The organism is Pantoea sp. Ap-967 (assembly GCF_011752565.1).
Lineage (GTDB): Bacteria > Pseudomonadota > Gammaproteobacteria > Pseudomonadales > Pseudomonadaceae > Aquipseudomonas.
Map to the genome: position 1 here is coordinate 188,759 of NZ_VWXK01000002.1, position 16,953 is coordinate 205,711.

The following is a 16,953-nucleotide window of genomic DNA, read 5'->3' on the forward strand; positions in this document are numbered from 1 at the left end:
GCTCCATGAAGATCATCAAACCCCACTCGTTGTTGTTGGCACTGTGTCTTGGGGCTAGTGCGCCGCTTGTGCTGGCGGCCACCGACATGAACGACCAACGCGCTCCAGGCACGCAAACGCAAGACAACGGCCACATGAACGGCAATGGCGGACCCACAGGCTCAGGCACGCCTGGAGATGGCATGGGGACCGGCTCTGGCGGTACCGGGGGCAATGGCACTGACAATACCGGCGGTGATGGCACCACCAACGGCTCAGGGACCGGAAGCGGCAACGGAACCGGGACGAACTCTGGGGGTGGCACCGGCGGTTCGAGCGGATCCGGCGCGGGTGGCTCCGGTGGAGGCGGTTCCGGTGGTTGAAGGCTGAGCGCTTCATCCATCAGGAGGGAGTGCCATGGGCGCCGCACGGCCATGGCGCTACACTGAAGTCCAGGATGCACCACCTCGTCAGCAGTCAGAAATCGCCATTCTAGATCGCGCATCCTGCTGGGGGTATCGCGGGTACTTTTGGGGGTACATTTATTATTTTTAGAACCTTGAATGCCGCCCTAGAGGCCTGTCCAAATGTTCTTCGGCAGCGATGAAAACATGTGAGCCAAAAGCTTGGGAGTGCTTGAGTGTAGCCCCGTGCTTTGGGTTACCAAATTCCTAACCACTGTACGAGAGGATTTGGGGATCCTGATAGCCTTTAAGCTGCGCACGGCACATTGATGCCGCAGCAAAGCTGCTCGGAACCAGCGCCCCACTCGGTCGTCACAGTCGGGTCCATAAACCCGCCTCGCTATGGCTACCAAACAGTTGCCGAGGATGACTTGATCAGTGATTCACCGCCAATTCCTTGAATAGGCCGACGATAGAGTCCACCATGGACAACAATAGCACGCACCCGTGGTTGTAGAGCCCTATGTCCCAGGGAGCGATCACGCCCCCAATTCCAACTTTTGGCGGAAGATGAATATCGAGAATTACAAGGCAATCGCTGACAGCATTGCGCTGCTGCTTTTCCCACACGCGGAAGTCATCGTGCACGAGGTGAAAAGCCAAACAGTCGTTCACATAGCCAACAATTTTTCGAAGCGCAAGCTGGGCGACGACTCAGCGCTGGACCAGGAGCTCGGGGAGTTTCGTAGCTCCGCAAGCATTGGCCCGTACGAGAAGATCAACTGGAATGGGCAGAAAATCCGCTCAATCACCAGCGTCCTGTACGATCAGGACGGACAGGCCGAGTACTTGCTCTGCATCAATTTGAATTTTTCGGTGTTGGAGCAAGCGCGAGAAGCGCTGGACGCTTTCTTCCAGGTCAGCCGCTTGATCCCTCAGCCAGACGCGCTGTTCAAGGATGACTGGCAAGAGCGGATCAACACCTTCCTGCACACTTGGCTCAAGGAACGCAATCTCTCACTGCGCACGTTGAAGATGAAAGACAAGCGCACCCTCGTTGAGGCGCTCCACGCAGAAGGCGCATTCGAGGGTAGAAGTGGCGCGGATTATGTGGCCAATGTTCTCAGCATGGGCAGGGCGACTGTCTACAAGTACCTCAAGGAGCTGAGAGCCTAGCGCCCTCAAATACGAAGGGACCACCAGTCGTTGGCCGGTCCCTCGCCATCACTGCTCGAAAGCGTAAGACGCTTCAGTCTGCTGCAACCACTCCCACCTTGCGCCTCAGGCCAGGCAAGCGCAGCTCGCTCACGATCATGCCCAATACAATCAGACATGCCCCCAGGATGTTCATCGAGGTGAAGCGGTCACCGGCGAGCAGATAGCCAAAATAGCCACTAAAGATCGGCTCGCATACAAGCAGCAACGCTACCTTCTGTGCCGGCAGCACCATCTGAGCCCGGGTCTGCACCAGGTAAGCAACAGCGGTTCCTACCACAGCGATAATCAGGACTGTCAGAAGTGACGAACGGTCCTGCGGCAGCGAAAACTCCCCTGCAGCCAGGCTCCAACCCAGTGACAGCACACCCACGGTGAGCAGTTGGATGAATGCCAGAACCAGAGAAGTCGAGCCAAACTTGATCTTGGATAGCACGATGATGTGGATTGCGAAAAACACAGCACATCCGAGGATTAGCAGGTCACCGTAATGGATCGCGTAGTCCTGGAGGCTGAGAAAGCCCAATCCACACAATGCAGTACTAGCCCCCACCACCTGCTTGGCTTTAGGCCGCTCAGCACCGATCAAAAATAGGAAGCAGGGAGTCAAAACCACCGAAAGTCCAGCAATGAATCCCGCGTTGGAGGGTGTCGTGTGGGCCAAGCCCGACGTTTGGAACGCAAAAGCGATAAACAGCATAAGACCTGCGAACACCCCTGCACGCCAGTCCCGTCTACTAAGCGATTTGAGATGCTTGATCGCCCATGGGAGTAGCGCAACTGCGGCGATGATAAAGATGAACGCATTGAGCGCCGAAGCACTATTCGAGTGCAAGCTCTGTTGTTTGGCGACAAAGCTCCATCCCCATACCGCGGTAATGGCTATCAGGGCAAAGGTCCAAACCTGGTTGGGCTTCACGGCAGCATCCTCCACTGTGCTGTTTACGGGAGGCGGATGCTACTGGGCTAGACATTAAAATATCCACTAGAGATTTTTCGTCCACACAGAGTTTTTGTTGCCTGAAGTCGCTGAAAGCCTTGATTTAGAGGGTTCTATCTACCCAACGACTGTGTCGAGGCGCGCCTAAATTTCGACATCCGGACGTCTGAAGGCTCTTGTTTTACAGAGAAAATGGGTCTACTGTAGACATATATTCCACGACAGAGGCATGCATGATGTCGATTCAGACTCGCTTCACGGACCTGCCTCCCCTCGGCCCCGGTAATACGGTCCGCCTGCTTACCCATGAATTCACCGGACATGAATCTGCCCGTAGCGCCTATATCCAAGCCGGCCTTCATGCGGATGAGCATCCAGGGCTGCTGACTTTGTGGCACCTGCAGGAAATGCTGGTTGACCTGCACCAGGAAGGTCGAGTCTTGGGCAAGATCGTCATCTGTCCATTCGCGAATCCAGTGGGAATGACGCAGAACGTGCTCGGGTTCTGGACCGGCCGTTTCAACCTGGCTAACGGTGAAAACTTCAACCGCAATTTTCCAGACCTCATCCCGATGCTGGAGGCTCAGCATATCGACAACAGTGCGGTGCTGTCGGAGCAGAAACTGCAGGCCGCGATTAACGCCCTGCCGACCACGGATACCGTCAGCGCGCTGCGCAAAGCGCTCCTAAGCGAAGCGCTTCAACATGACGTCGTGCTGGATCTGCATTGCGATACTGCAGGTGTGCTCCACCTGTACGCAAATCAGGCCCAGCGTGACCGGGCAACCAGACTCGCTGCCTGCATGAACATCGATGTTGTCTTTCTTGAGCACTCCGCAGGAGGCCAACCTTTCGATGAGTCGTGTAACCGTCCATGGAACTGGCTCATCGACCAAGGTTTGAGTTCTCAAACAGAGCGTCCTTTCGCTGCGAGTATCGAGCTGCGTGGACAAGCAGATGTGAATGACGAACTGGCAAAACAGGACGCGAAAGGGATCCTCAACTTCTTGGCAAGCGAGGGACTGTTGCGTCTTGACGATCAGCCTCCAGCGAAAGGCTCGCCTCAAGTCTACCCACTTGAGGGCGCGAGCCACTTGCCCTCTCCAGGACATGGTCTGCTGGCCTGGAAAAAACGACCTGGGGACCGCGTATCAAAAGGCGAATTGATCGCCGAGCTCGTGCCGATCGACGCCTCGATCGGCACCCCAAGAATTCCCATTCACAGCGATGTTGATGGCGTCCTCGTGGTTCAACCGCTCTTCAAGCTGGTGCGAGCCGGCCAACGCGTAGCACTGCTTGCCGGTATCGAACCCTTTTCCAATCGACGAGCCGGCCAATTGCTCAATCACTTCTGAATTTACGAAGGGTTAAAAAATGACTGTCGACGCTAAATACCTCTTTTCGCTATACGAGGCGATTGCCGAAGCGCACCAAGCACTGCGCCCAGAAGTGAGTGTTACACCGCTCACCCATAGCGCTCGTCTGTCCGCAATGACGGGTTGCCATGTGTACCTTAAATGTGAGCACCTCCAGCACACGGGCTCGTTCAAGTTCCGCGGAGCCAGCAACAAAGTCCGTCTGTTGCCCGAAGCGCAGCGCAAGCTGGGAGTAATCACTGCTTCATCGGGTAACCACAGACAGGGCCTGGCGCTTGCAGGCAAAGTCCTGGGGGTACCGGTCACGGTCTACACCACCACATCTGCATCCGCTTACAAGCTGGATGCCATCCGGGCCCTCGGCGCAGAAGTCGTGAGCCTCGACATGGATCCGCTGAGCGTGGAGCTTGAGGCTGCTCGCCAGGCTGAGCTCCAAGGTAAGCCATTTGTTTCGCCTTACAACGACCCAGAAATCATCGCGGGCCAGGGCACGATCGGCATTGAGCTCTTCGAACAGGCTCCGGATCTGGATGCTGTATTCGTCGCCGTTGGCGGTGGGGGCATGATTTCCGGAATCGGCGCTGCCTTGCGCGCGCTAAACCCGAAGATCGACATCATTGGTTGCTGGCCAGCTAACGCCCCAACCATGCAGAAATCGCTCGAAGCTGGCGAGATCATCGAAATGGAAGAAGACGACACCATTTCCGATGGCACCGCGGGCGGCATCGAACCGGGCAGCATCACCTTCCCGCTCTGCCAGAGCCTGCTAACGAGGACGGTGCTGGTCAGTGAGGCAGAAATCAAAGCGGCGATGCGCGATATCGCTAGCTGCGAACGCTGGATCATCGAAGGCGCTGCCGGCGTCGCGGTGGCCAGCATGCAAAAACTGGCAAGGGAATACCGGGGCAAGCGCGTCGCGGTGGTCATTTGCGGCCGCAACATCCTTCTCGAGAAATTCCTTGGGGCAGTTCAATGAAAGTCTTTAGCAAAGAGCAAATCATCTCTCAACTCAATCTGGAACTGGCAGTACAGCGCCTGGAAGAGGGCTTCATTGCCTTCTCTGCAGGTAAGGCCCAGGTTCCACCAGTTCAGGCGTTTGCATTCACTGCCGCGAATGGTGACTGCTGCGTGAAGTCGGCATATGTGGAAGGAAGCGACACCTTCACCGTGAAAATCTCGACCGGCTTCTACGACAACCCGTCCAAAGGCCTGGAAAGCAACGACGGTCTGATGATGGTGTTGTCTGCCACGACTGGGCAGCCACTCGCGCTGATGCAGGATGAAGGCTGGCTGACATGCATCCGCACTGCTTTGGCTGGCCGTATCGCAGCCCGCCTGCTGGCTCCTAAAAACGTCAAAGCAATCGGCATCCTCGGTGCCGGCATGCAGGCGCGGATGCAGCTGGAGCAACTGGCTGCTGTTACTACGTGCCGCAAGGTCATCGTGTGGGGCCGCAGTGACGCTGAGCTCGAAGCTTACAAGGCCTTCGCCACCGGGCTGGGGTATCAGGTGCAGACCACCAAGAATGCCGCCGATGTTGCCCACGGCGCAAACCTGATCGTTAGCGCAACCCCCTCCCGCGAACCTCTGTTGAAGAGCGAGTGGGTACAGCCTGGCACGCACATCACTGCTGTCGGTGCCGACGCTGCAGGTAAACAGGAGCTCGACGCTGCGCTTGTCGCTCGGGCAGACCGCATCATCGTCGACTCGATTTATCAGTGCAGCCAGTACGGCGAGATCTCCCACGCACTCAAGGCCGGCTTGATCGATGAAAGCCAACTGGCTGAATTGGGCGCACTGCTTGCAGGCAATGTGCGTGGCCGTGAAAACGACAATCAGATCACCCTGGTTGACCTGACCGGTGTGGCCGTCCAGGACGCTCAGATTTCGAGCTGTGCATTGGCCTCCATGCAAGGCTGATCATCCCGCCCCTTCGCATTCTCGCGCCCTGCTTCCAAGGCGCGGGGTGCATTACTGCTGGAGTGACATCATGAAAATAAAAAAACTCTCCACCCTCTTCTCAAGCTCAGTACTTGCACTTCTCTTGGCATCCCAAGCTCGCGCGGCCGATAGTTTGCGCATTGGCATCGAGGCCGCCTATCCACCCTTCGCATCCAAAACCGGTAACGGCGAAATCGTTGGCTTCGACTACGACATCGGCAATGCTTTGTGTGCGCAAATGCAGGTCAAGTGTCAGTGGGTCGAACAAGAGTTTGATGGCCTGATCCCCTCGCTGAAGGTAAGGAAGATTGATGCCATCATTTCGTCGATGACAATCAGCGAGGAACGAAAAAAGTCTGTTGACTTTACTAATCGCTATTACCTCTCTAATGGACGAATCGTAATGAAGGAAGGGACAGACCTGGGCACCGCTTTCTCAGGGCTGGCCGGTAAGCGAGTAGGCGTGCAACGAGCAGGGATTCACGACCGATTCGCAACAGAAATACTGGCTCCGATCGGGGCGCAAATTATTCGCTACGCCTCTCTGAATGAAGCGTATCTGGACCTGATTGCCGGGCGACTGGATGCGGTCCAAGGTGACGATGTGGCAGTTCGGATAGGTTTTCTTGATACTCCAAATGGAAAAGGCTACGCCTTCGCTGGTAAACCGTTGCAAGAACCAAAGTACTTTGGCGACGGTGTAGGTATCGCAGTGCGCAAGGGAGACAAAGTACTAGCGGAGCGCTTTAACCAAGCGCTGACGGCTATTCGCGCTAACGGCGAGTACAAAGCCATTCAAGATCATTATTTCAAATTCGATATTTACGGAGAGTAAGAGCCCAGTCTCTCAGCTCGAATAAATTAAGGCGCTAATAACGATAAATAGGCGACCCTGATGAATTTTGACTTCCTGGAAACAACCGCTCTCAACGGGATGCTTGACGCCTTTGAGCAATGTACGAGCCAAGTGGTAGAGCGGCAGGCAACTTCTGCAGGCTTCTTTACAGTCATAAAATGTGAAAAATCCATATTACCTTTTTCTCAGGAAAGCGAAAGGACATGGCAGTTCTCACATCCCGACTTGATTGATGGTGGATTCTTTGTATGCTGGCCACTCAGCGAGGTAGAGATTTGCCTTGAAGCTGTTTCTAATTCTGGGCATTGGCCTTTAGAGGTCAAGGTGATCCCACCACCAGAATCCCGTTTACGATAACTCGCGAAGCCACTTGACAACGACGCAGCCGTCCGCCCCTCTGCTCCTTCAGTTAACCGAACCCTAAAGCTGGCTTAACCAAATAAGCCTATACCTCTGCCTTTTACGAGGATAGTCTTGACTGGTAGCAACACAAAATAAGTACAACGTCCACCTCGCTGAATTCGCTACTGCCCATCTCTTACGCCAACAAAAATTACGAGGACAAAACAATGTCCCGTGGAGATAGCAAATGCCCACCTCTTCGGTTGAACCGCGTCAACCCGCTTTACTCGAAAAACGCTCTATTGACCACATTCCAGAATCTGAACGACATGGCAGTCTCTATAGCCAATTCACGCTATGGCTCGGCAGCAACCTGCAAATTACCGCGCTGTTGACTGGCTCTCTTGCAGTCGTTCTGGGCGGGGACGTGTTCTGGTCGCTGATTGGTTTGTTGATTGGACAGATTTTTGGGGGCGCCGTCATGGCCCTTCATGCCGCACAAGGACCAAAGCTTGGTCTCCCCCAGATGATCTCAAGCCGAGTCCAGTTTGGCGTGTACGGGGCAACGATCCCTATTGTGCTGGTTGCCCTAATGTATCTGGGGTTCAACGCAACGGGTGCCATTCTCTCTGGCCAAGCCGTGGCGCAACTGGTCGGGGTGAGCAACAGCGGCGGTATTCTTATCTTTGCCAGCTTGACCATGCTCATGACGATCATGGGCTACCGCTTCATTCACATCGCAGGTCGCGCAGCGAGCGTGGTGGGTATCATCGCGTTCTGCTATCTGTTTGTCCGCCTCATGATGACCAATGATGTTGGCCAACTCATGGCGATCCGTCACTTCGCCTGGGGTAGCTTCCTCTTGGCCGTGTCGCTTTCGGCCTCATGGCAAATCGCATTTGGCCCATACGTTGCGGACTATTCCCGATACCTTCCTAGCAAAACTTCTCCCTTTAAAACCATTTTGGCTGTCGGACTTGGCTCTGCCATCGGCGCGCAAATTTCAATGGTTCTTGGAGTGTTCGCAGCCGCCCTGGCCGGGGCTAGTTTCGCCGGCCATGAGGTGTCCGTAATCGTAGGCCTCGGCAGCAAGGGGCTGGCAGCTGCGCTGATCTACTTCAGCATTGCTTTTGGCAAGCTCACGATCTCGACACTCAACGCATACGGCAGCTTCATGTGCGCCGCCACGGTCATCAGTGGTTTCCGCGGGGATGTGGCAATCAGCGCTGCGAAAAAGGTGTGTTTCGTGCTCTGTATTGTCGGCGCATCCACCACCGTTGCATTGCTCGGTGAGGATTCGTTTATCGGAACCTTCAAATCGTTCATATTGTTCTTGCTGGCATTCTTCACGCCGTGGAGCGCGATTAACCTTGTTGACTTCTACTTCATCAACAAGGAGCAATATAACCTCGATGCCTTGTTCGACCCCAACGGGCAATATGGCCGCTGGAACATGGTGGGGATTGGCACTTACATTTTCGGCATTTTCATCCAGATGCCCTTTATTTCTACCAGTCTGTACACCGGCCCCTGGGTCGAGAAAATGGGTGGAGTAGATATTTCCTGGATTATCGGGCTCATCATACCTGGGGCTATCTACTACATACTTGCGAAGCGAAACATGTCGAGCGCACCTGCCCATGCACACCCTAATACTTAAAAGCATGTGCATAAGCAAGCCGCTCGCTCATGCGTTGGCACCACCCCCATCTTCAATGAAATGGACACCCACAAGTTACTTTCATTTTTTGACAACCTAGCTTTCGCAACTGGCGATTTATTTGAGCGCAGGCTGTTCATACCCTGATCTTGGCAATGAGGCATAACAGAAGCAGAGCCAACATCATTGCCCTTTCCGCTCGGGCTACTGCCTCGTAAGTTGGTAATTCTCAAATATTTTCACCTGCAATACGCTCCTTAATGACAAACATAAAAAGTCGGCCAATAAAGGTCGACGTGGAGACCTTCATGACTAACAAAAATCCACAGCCTATTGATGCGGCCCTGGTGCCACGCTTTGCAGGCATCCCCACATTCATGCGGCTACCTGCTTTCGAAGACCCATATCAGGTTCGCATCGGTTTGGTAGGCGTTCCTTGGGATGGCGGTACAACTAACCGCGCTGGCGCACGTCACGGACCACGTGAGGTACGGAACATGTCCAGCCTCATGCGCAAGGTTCATCACGTGAGCCGTATCGCGCCCTATGACTTAGTCCGCGTCGGAGACCTCGGCGATGCTCCCGTCAACCCGATCGACCTTCTCGATTCGCTGAAGCAGATCGAAGGGTTCTTCAGCAAACTGCACCAGGCTGGCGTCATCCCCTTGTCCGTAGGCGGTGATCACCTGGTCACCCTGCCGATCTTCCGCGCTCTCGCCCGTCATCGCCCAATCGGTATGGTGCATTTCGATGCTCACTCCGACACTAATGATCGCTACTTCGGCAACAACCCCTACACCCATGGAACGCCCTTCCGCCGTGCGATTGAAGAAGGTCTGCTGGACCCGCGGCGCACCGTGCAGATCGGCATTCGCGGCTCGATCTACTCGGCCGAAGATGAAGCGTTTGCTGAGGAATGTGGGATCCGGGTGATCCACATGGAGGAGTTCTGCGATCTCGGCGTAGAAGGCACCCTGGCAGAGGCCCGCCGTGTCGTTGGCGACGACCCTACCTACATCAGCTTCGACGTTGACGTCTTGGATCCGGCATTTGCTCCAGGAACCGGCACACCAGAAATCGGCGGGATGACAACGCTGCAAGCCCAACAAATAATCCGCGGTCTGCGCGGTTTGAACCTGGTAGGTGCTGACGTCGTAGAGGTTTCGCCACCGTTCGACATGGGAGGCGCCACAGCACTCGTCGGCGCAACGATGATGTTCGAACTGCTCTGCATCCTCGCGGATGCTCTGGCTGACCACGCCTAAGTCGAGGAGAAGCCATCATGAGCTTCAGCGACTTCATAGGTTACGACCGAAAGGGTGAAGTTCGAGAGATCGACACCACCCTCTCCAAGGGACGGCTGAGCACGCTCAACGTCTGTGCCAATACACTGGCCTTCAATGGCCCAGCGTGGGTCGGGGTATCGTCGATGCCCCTGCTCTACACGCTGTCTGGAGAACTCGCACCGCTATCGATTCTCGCTGCGTACTTCTTCCCCATGATGGTGATTGCCTTCAGCCTTGTGTACCTGGTCCGCCGGGCACCTGCGGCCGGAGGCGTCTTTGTGTTCAGCAAGCGCTATCTGACACCAGGAGCGGCCACCATTCTTGGCTGGGCGTACGTGATCATGTGCTTCAGCGTGACCGCGATGTGCGCACTGGTCGGGGCGCAATATGCACAAAGCCTGCTTGGCCTTGATGGTTCAGTTCATACCGGGCAGGTCGTGGCCAGCACGATGCTCATCGTATTCATGATGCTGAACTTGAGGGGTGTCGAGGCTACTGCCAAAGTCGCCATCTGCCTGCTGGCCCTCGAACTCGCAGTGCTCCTGGGCCTGGGCTTGGCAGGCATCATCCATCCACAAGTACCCAGCGCAGGTGTCCTGAGCTCCTACCTGCCCTCGTCACTGGACAGCTTCTGGACGGCCATTGGACCAGGCATGTTGTTTGGGATGTGGATGCTCGCGCAGTTCGACTCTTCGATCAATTTCATTGAAGAGGCCAAAACCCCCGTAAGAACCATACAGCGGTCATTCCTGCTGACCTTGACTGCAATGTTGGTGATCTACTCGATCGCGGCGATCGGCTGGAAAATGGCAGTCCCTGCCAGCACGCTCGCCGGCATGTTCGCAGACAGCGCGCAAGCAATCGGCAGCATTGCAAAGCTGTACCTTCCCTCCTGGCTTCTCTGGTTGCCGACCCTGGTCATCATCACGTCAGCATGCAACTGCTTGAACATCTCGCTGAATGCCGGGGTTCGCGCAGGCTATCGCATGAGTCGCGATGGCGAGTTGCCGGCGGCGCTGGAAAAACTGAACACGAGGCGCGTTCCCGTTCGCCTGACCGTGATTGGAACTGTTTGTGGGTTGGCAATGATCTGGGCAAAGCCAGTGAGCGACTTGCAGTGGTACTACGATGTGGTGTCGATCACGATGATGATCTCCTACGGCACGATGATCCTCTGCTTCATTTTCGCGGTCTTCCGCGAACAGCCACTTCATAAAGCCTTCGCAATGTCCGGCTTGCCAGCCTTGGCACTACTGACCCTCGCCTACATCACCTACACCGCAGGTGCCCAACCTGCGGACCCTGCCTATCTCTATCACGTCTGGTACTGCGGCATCGTCATCATCGCCAGCGGTGCGGTGGTACTCACTTACAACCGGCTGCGCCGTAAGGCGCCATCGCAAAGGACTGTTCCCCATGACCATGTGGCCTGATCGAAAACGTTACGCAGTAACTCTGAGCTTTGATCTAGATGGTGAAACCGCCTGGGAATCGTCCAGCCTGGACGGGCGCCGACTGACTTTACTCTCAATGGGCGCCTACGGCCGTAGAGTGGGTGTGCCCCGCATTCTCGAACTGCTTGCAAAGTACGACGTCCGTGCCCAGTTCTACATCCCGGCCTTGATCGCCGAGATGGACCCAAACATCGTCCGCGGAATCGCAGAAGCTGGTCATGGCATTGGCTGTCATGGCTATTTCCACGAACGCGTCGACGAACAAACACCTGAACAGAACCTGCGCATCCTCCGCGACAGTAAAGCAGTGCTAGAGCGGACCATTGGGCGCGAGGTTAACCACTATCGTGCTCCGGTTTGGGAAATCACGCCGGATGTCATCAGCTCACTGGTCGAGCTCGGGTTCAAAACCGACAGCAGCCTGATGGGGGACGACCGCCCCTACCTGGTAGGGGGCGAGCCTGGGCAGCTTCTAGAGTTGCCGGTCAGTTGGGCGCTGGATGACTGGGAGCAGTTCGCTTACTCCGCCGAACCCGCCGTAGGAGGTGTGATCGAGGCACCTGACAAGGTCCTGAGCCTGTGGACCTCCGAGTTGGACGGCATGCGCGCGTATGGTGGCCACTTCATTCTCACCATGCATCCGCAACTGATTGGCAGGCCCTCACGACTCCTGATGTTGGAGCGTTTGATTCAACGCATTCAACAGAACGACGACGCCTGGTGGTGCACGCCTGACGACGTGTACGAACAGGTGCGCAAGGGCGCGCTGGATCTGCCCGTTCATCCCTACTGAGAGGTTTCACCATGAATGTTCTCGTGACAGGGTCCAATGGCTTCCTTGGACAAGAAGTCGTGTGTCAGCTTCTAAAGCAAGGTCACCGCGTGACTGGCTATGATCGCAGTCTGACTTGTGCAATCGAAGCTGCTGACTACCAATATCGCCAAGGCGATCTGATCGATCTGGCCAGCCTGCTGGAAACCTTTCAGTCCCAGAAGTTTGATGCTGTCATCCATACGGCAGCAATCTCCCACCCTGTTGATTCGCGGCGCATCCCACTGCAGACCGTGTTGACCAACGCGGTGGGCACTACTCACGTGCTGGAAGCGGCACGCCTGAGCGGAACACCTCGAGTGGTGAACCTCAGCTCCGAGTGTGCCTACGGCAATAACCAAGCACTCGGCGTGATCGACGAGTCGGTGCCGCTGCAACCGACCACCCCCTACGGCTGCACCAAGGTGTTCACCGAAAAGCTTGGCCAGGTCTACACCGACCTCTACCAGGTCAGCGTTGTTTCACTGCGCCCGGGTTGGATTTACGGGCCTGGCCAATTCATGCAGTGCTATCTCAAGGACTTGCTGCGAGCAGCCATCGACGGAAAGCCACTCTATGAAGCCGCTGGTGGCGATTACCACCTGCAATACGTGCACGTTTCGGACGTCGCAGCGGCCTGCCTACTGGCAGCAACCGTCGAGGATGGGCAATTAACTCAGCGAGTGTTCAACGTCACCGCCGGCGAACAAGAGAGCTACTCCTCGGTTGCCGAGCGGGTTCGCTCTCTGTATCCGGCCGCAGACATTGCCATCGGCCCAGGCTCGATTGACGTCCTCGATGAAAACGCACGGTTCGACATCACCGCAGCACGTGAGCAGCTCGGTTACCACCCTGAGTATCTGTTAAGCGACGGCTTGGTGACCTACGCACGCTGGCTCGAAAACCATCCCTACTGATCTGGACCCGCCCCATGAAAACTTATCTTGTGACAGGCGCCGCCAATGGCATCGGCCGCGCTATCGCCCTCGCCTTGGCTGAAACTGGCGACACGGCAGTGTTAAATGACATGAGCTTCAGCCACGAGCTTGAATCGTTGGTCCAGGAACTGGAATCTAAAGGCGTCATAGTTCGTATTGCGCTGGGTGACGTTTCATCGCCGGAGACGGTGAAGCATGCTTTCAGCGGTTTGGAGCGGCTGGACGTGCTGGTAAACAATGCCGGCATCCTCAACGAAGCGCCAATCACCCGGATGGCGTTCGAGCAATGGGATCTGATGATACGCGTGCACCTTTACGGCACCTTCTTTTTCGCGCAGGAAGCAGCTCGGCTCATGACCCGACAAGGCAGTGGCTCCATCATCAACATTGCCTCTGACCTCGGTCAGCTGGGTTGCGCCAATCTGTGTCACTACTCCGCAGCAAAAGGTGGGATTATCGCATTCACCAAATCGCTAGCCAGAGAACTCGCGTCTCATGCCGTGAGGGTAAATGCGGTGGCACCTGGTGGCACACTTACGCCAATGGTCGAGCGACTTGGGCCGGCTTACGTGAAAGAAGAAGCTGCACGGTATCCACTCCAGCGCCTCGGGACTGCAGACGAGATCGCTCATACTGTGGTGTTCCTTTCCTCCGAGAAAGCCAGTTTCACGACAGGTCAGGTACTGGGCGTGAACGGTGGCGGAGTGATGAACGGGTAAAGTCAGCCCTTCAGCCCTGCTATTTCGGTAGCAGGGTGTCAGAAAGCCCACACGACTAGAGGTGGTCATGCTTGGAAACTTAAATGACGTGGATCTGCGGATGCTCCGCACGTTCTGCACGATTGTTGAGGCTGGGGGGTTCACCGCAGCCCAGACGCGTTTGAACATGAGTCTACCGCGGCTGAGTGTCGTGATCCGCGACCTAGAAATTCGTGTGGGCTATTCGTTGTGCAAGCGAGGCAAGTCCGGCTTTCAGCTCACAGAAGAAGGTTTGGCCACCTACAGCGCTGCCCAGGAACTCTTTGCCGACATCGAACGCTTTCGACAAAGAACAGTGGAAGTGAACGGCCGAAGCCAGGAACACCTTCAGCTGGGTACTGTAGACAGCTTGGCTACGATGCCGGAGAGCCCCCTGCCGAATGCAATTGCTCGCTTTCGCAAAAACCTTCCAAGGATTCGACTGCAGCTGCATGTGATGCGTCCCGATGAACTGGAGCAAGCAGTCCTGGAAGAACGCCTGCATCTGGCGATCGGAGCCTTTCACCATCGGCTCTCGGGCCTGGATTACAGACCACTGTTCAACGAGGAGCAGAACCTCTACTGCAGCAGTGATCATCCGTTCTTTGATCGAGCAGATGAAACACTAACCATCGAAGAAATCAGTGCTTCCGACTACGTGGATCGCGGCTACGTTGCAGAAAATCGCCGGCCTTACGAACTGCGCTTCAACAACATGATCAGCGCCTTCTCGATGGAGGCCATCGCCCTGCTGGTTTTCTCGGGGACTTACATCGGCTACCTCCCCTCCCACTATGCGAAAACCTGGGTAGAACAAGGACGACTGCGAGCCATTCTTCCAGATCGACTTGCCTACACATCAGCTTTTCACTGCATTACTCGGCAAGGAATGGAATTGCAGGCAGGCTTGGCCAGCTTCATCAGTATACTCACCAGCGGCAATCAGCCGCCTGCAGGTGAACATCAGATGCTGTTGAGCACCTGACTGATCATTGGAGGGTGCGATAAGCGCTGCCCCCCGATGAACCTGCGAAGTGCTCTCAGATCAGTAGCGGTAATCGGACGCTACTCGGTCCAGCATGCGCAGCAACGCCTTCCAGGCCAGGGTAGCCGCATCAGGATCTGACAACTCCCCCTCTTTCAGTTCGCGCTGCGGCTCATTGAACTGTCGCTCTGTATGAGCACAAATTTCATGGCTCGGCAGCAGCAACTGACCGGCCTGCTGGGCCGTGAGCTGTATCTCACAGGCTTTTTCCAGGTAGTACATCCTGATGAACGCTTCACCCACTGTGCGTCCTCCCGTCAGCAGCCCGTGGTTGCGCAAGATCATCACGTTCTTGTCTTCCAAATCCGCAACCAGGCGTTGTTGTTCATCGAGATCCAGGGCAACCCCTTCATAGTGGTGGTAGGCAATCTTGCCGTAGAACTCCATGGAGATCTGATTCACGGGCAGTAAACCGCACTCCAATGCTGCAACTGCACAGCCGGCGCGCGTATGGGTATGCAGTACGCATTGAAGATCGTCACGCGCACGGTGAATAGCACTGTGGATCACAAAACCGGCCGGGTTGACGGCGTAAGGCGTATCGCCAACGGGCGCCCCATCCAGGTCGATTTTGACCAAATTGGAGGCGGTGATTTCATCGAACATCAGCCCGTATGGATTGATCAGGAAATGATGCTCCGGCCCCGGGATACGTACCGAAATATGGGTGAAGATCAAATCGGTCATGCGGAAATGCGCGATTAGCCGGTAGCAGGCAGCTAGTTCCTCGCGCAGCACTTGTTCGGTTGAGGTCATGCATTTCACTCCAATACTGATGTGAGGCTCTGGCTTAGTAGCTCAGCACCTTCTCCAGCCATCAGCGACGCTGGTGAATTACGCCGTCTGAAAGCAAGTCCACCTCTTCTTGAAGTGGCCGAGCAGGCACTGATCGTTAGGTTCAGTATGGGTGAATGAAAACTAGCAACAATCGAATTATTTTCGCCGGTGATGTAGTGTTAGTTTCACCAATTGACCATTTGCATCAGGTGCGGAGCTTTATGCTATTCCCATCAATGACGGCGCTTCGTGCACTGGATGCGGTGGCACGTCTCGGAAGCATCTCAGGTGCAGCTGACGAGCTCAGCCTCACGCGAAGTGCGGTCAGCCACCGCATCAGCACGCTTGAGGAACAGCTGGGGTTCGCGCTGACTGAACGAATTGGCCGAGGCATCCGGCTTACGTTTCGAGGGGAGCAGTTTGCCCGGGAAGTGCAACACATCCTTGAGCGCGTTCAGCTGGCTGCAGCTGGTCAGCATGAACAACAGATCGCGGGGCGCCTGTGCGTCAGCTGTAATACAGGTTTTGCCAGCGCCTGGTTGTGCCAGCACATCAATGAATTCATGACGCTATACCCCCAGGTTAAATTCCATCTGATATCCCCACGAACCCCGGCCGATACCACCTCGAACGAAGCGGATGTCTTCATTTCCTATGGCACGGGTGATTGGCCGAATCTGCAGGTGATGCCCTTGGTGGACCTGCACTATTTTCCGGTGTTGAGCCCCCAACTGCTCTACGCCAATGGCGGTCTCCGGCACACCGATGACCTACTGAAGTACACGCTGCTGCACATGAACGACTACACGGATTGGCGGGTATGGCTAGGGGCAGCAGGCCGTAACCAAGTTGATTTCTCCTCGGGTATTTTGTTCTCTGACGCCCCATGTGCTCTGGCCGCCTGCTTAGCAGGACAAGGCGTCGCGATGGGCGATAACCTGCTCAGCAGCGACGCACTGAGGCGTGGGCTCTTGGTGAGCCCGTTCGAAATCAGTACGCGCTCAAACCGGGCGTACTTTTTGGTCTGCCATCCAGCTAAGGCGGAGCGCCCTATCGTCAAGGCGTTCAGCGACTGGCTCATTGAAACACTCGCTCACACGACCTAGATTCGCGCAGGTCACATAAATCCGAGATAGTCGCTCGCGCTGATCACTCAAACCGATACTCGGCCGCCCCATCTTCAGACCATCTC

17 protein-coding genes are annotated in these 16,953 nt (G+C 55.8%); 15 read left to right on the forward strand and 2 right to left on the reverse strand.

Annotation, left to right across the window (positions count from 1 at the left end; all coding sequences use genetic code 11):
* Positions 1-5 precede the first annotated feature (5 nt).
* Together F3J45_RS03340 and F3J45_RS03345 are read left to right on the forward strand one after the other, a co-directional pair.
* Positions 6-362 (forward strand): hypothetical protein, encoded by a 357-nt coding sequence (locus F3J45_RS03340; RefSeq protein ID WP_167057320.1) that lies wholly within the window; start codon positions 6-8, stop codon positions 360-362.
* Between the two features lie 591 nt (positions 363-953).
* Positions 954-1,559: a transcriptional regulator gene (locus tag F3J45_RS03345; protein ID WP_167057325.1), complete on the forward strand. Its 606-nt coding sequence runs from the start codon at positions 954-956 to the stop codon at positions 1,557-1,559.
* 73 nt (positions 1,560-1,632) lie between these two features.
* On the opposite strand, the gene F3J45_RS03350 is transcribed toward F3J45_RS03345, so the two are convergent.
* Positions 1,633-2,517, reverse strand: a complete 885-nt coding sequence (locus F3J45_RS03350; protein WP_167057328.1) for a DMT family transporter — start codon at positions 2,515-2,517, stop codon at positions 1,633-1,635.
* Positions 2,518-2,771: 254 nt separating this feature from the next.
* Between F3J45_RS03350 and F3J45_RS03355 the strand changes: the two genes are divergently transcribed.
* From F3J45_RS03355 to F3J45_RS03410, 12 genes are all read left to right on the forward strand, one after another.
* Positions 2,772-3,893: a succinylglutamate desuccinylase/aspartoacylase family protein gene (locus F3J45_RS03355; protein WP_205300377.1), complete on the forward strand. Its 1,122-nt coding sequence runs from the start codon at positions 2,772-2,774 to the stop codon at positions 3,891-3,893.
* Between the two features lie 19 nt (positions 3,894-3,912).
* A complete protein-coding gene (locus F3J45_RS03360; protein ID WP_167057331.1) occupies positions 3,913-4,890 on the forward strand; it encodes a threonine/serine dehydratase in 978 nt (325 codons plus the stop codon).
* Entirely contained in the window at positions 4,887-5,834 is a 948-nt protein-coding gene (locus F3J45_RS03365; RefSeq protein ID WP_167057334.1) for an ornithine cyclodeaminase family protein, read from the forward strand. Before F3J45_RS03360 ends, F3J45_RS03365 begins: the two co-directional genes overlap by 4 nt.
* Positions 5,835-5,904: 70 nt before the next feature.
* Entirely contained in the window at positions 5,905-6,690 is a 786-nt protein-coding gene (locus F3J45_RS03370) for an ABC transporter substrate-binding protein (protein WP_167057337.1), read from the forward strand.
* A gap of 60 nt (positions 6,691-6,750) precedes the next feature.
* Positions 6,751-7,068 carry a hypothetical protein gene (locus F3J45_RS03375; protein WP_167057340.1) on the forward strand — a complete coding sequence of 106 codons (318 nt, stop codon included), beginning with the start codon at positions 6,751-6,753 and terminating at the stop codon, positions 7,066-7,068.
* A 232-nt stretch (positions 7,069-7,300) separates the two neighbouring features.
* On the forward strand, positions 7,301-8,713 hold the full coding sequence (locus F3J45_RS03380) for a cytosine permease (RefSeq protein WP_167057343.1): 1,413 nt from the start codon (positions 7,301-7,303) through the stop codon (positions 8,711-8,713).
* A 308-nt stretch (positions 8,714-9,021) separates the two neighbouring features.
* Positions 9,022-9,978 carry an agmatinase gene (speB, locus tag F3J45_RS03385; RefSeq protein WP_167057346.1) on the forward strand — a complete coding sequence of 319 codons (957 nt, stop codon included), beginning with the start codon at positions 9,022-9,024 and terminating at the stop codon, positions 9,976-9,978.
* Positions 9,979-9,995: 17 nt separating this feature from the next.
* Positions 9,996-11,432 (forward strand): APC family permease, encoded by a 1,437-nt coding sequence (locus F3J45_RS03390; protein WP_167057349.1) that lies wholly within the window; start codon positions 9,996-9,998, stop codon positions 11,430-11,432.
* Positions 11,416-12,246 carry a polysaccharide deacetylase gene (locus F3J45_RS03395; protein WP_167057352.1) on the forward strand — a complete coding sequence of 277 codons (831 nt, stop codon included), beginning with the start codon at positions 11,416-11,418 and terminating at the stop codon, positions 12,244-12,246. The genes F3J45_RS03390 and F3J45_RS03395 overlap by 17 nt, the downstream gene beginning before the upstream one ends.
* Before the next feature lie 11 nt (positions 12,247-12,257).
* A complete protein-coding gene (locus F3J45_RS03400) occupies positions 12,258-13,181 on the forward strand; it encodes an NAD(P)-dependent oxidoreductase (protein ID WP_167057355.1) in 924 nt (307 codons plus the stop codon).
* Positions 13,182-13,195: 14 nt separating this feature from the next.
* Positions 13,196-13,921: an SDR family NAD(P)-dependent oxidoreductase gene (locus tag F3J45_RS03405; protein WP_167057358.1), complete on the forward strand. Its 726-nt coding sequence runs from the start codon at positions 13,196-13,198 to the stop codon at positions 13,919-13,921.
* A gap of 67 nt (positions 13,922-13,988) precedes the next feature.
* Complete coding sequence (locus F3J45_RS03410; RefSeq protein WP_167057361.1) at positions 13,989-14,924, forward strand: LysR family transcriptional regulator; 936 nt, start codon at positions 13,989-13,991, stop codon at positions 14,922-14,924.
* Between the two features lie 60 nt (positions 14,925-14,984).
* Here the strand turns inward: F3J45_RS03410 and F3J45_RS03415 are convergent, their stop codons facing one another.
* Positions 14,985-15,740 carry a class II aldolase/adducin family protein gene (locus F3J45_RS03415; RefSeq protein ID WP_167057364.1) on the reverse strand — a complete coding sequence of 252 codons (756 nt, stop codon included), beginning with the start codon at positions 15,738-15,740 and terminating at the stop codon, positions 14,985-14,987.
* Between the two features lie 155 nt (positions 15,741-15,895).
* On the opposite strand from F3J45_RS03415, the gene F3J45_RS03420 reads away from it, so the two are divergent.
* Positions 15,896-16,867 (forward strand): LysR substrate-binding domain-containing protein, encoded by a 972-nt coding sequence (locus F3J45_RS03420; RefSeq protein WP_205300378.1) that lies wholly within the window; start codon positions 15,896-15,898, stop codon positions 16,865-16,867.
* The last annotated feature ends 86 nt before the right edge of the window (positions 16,868-16,953 follow it).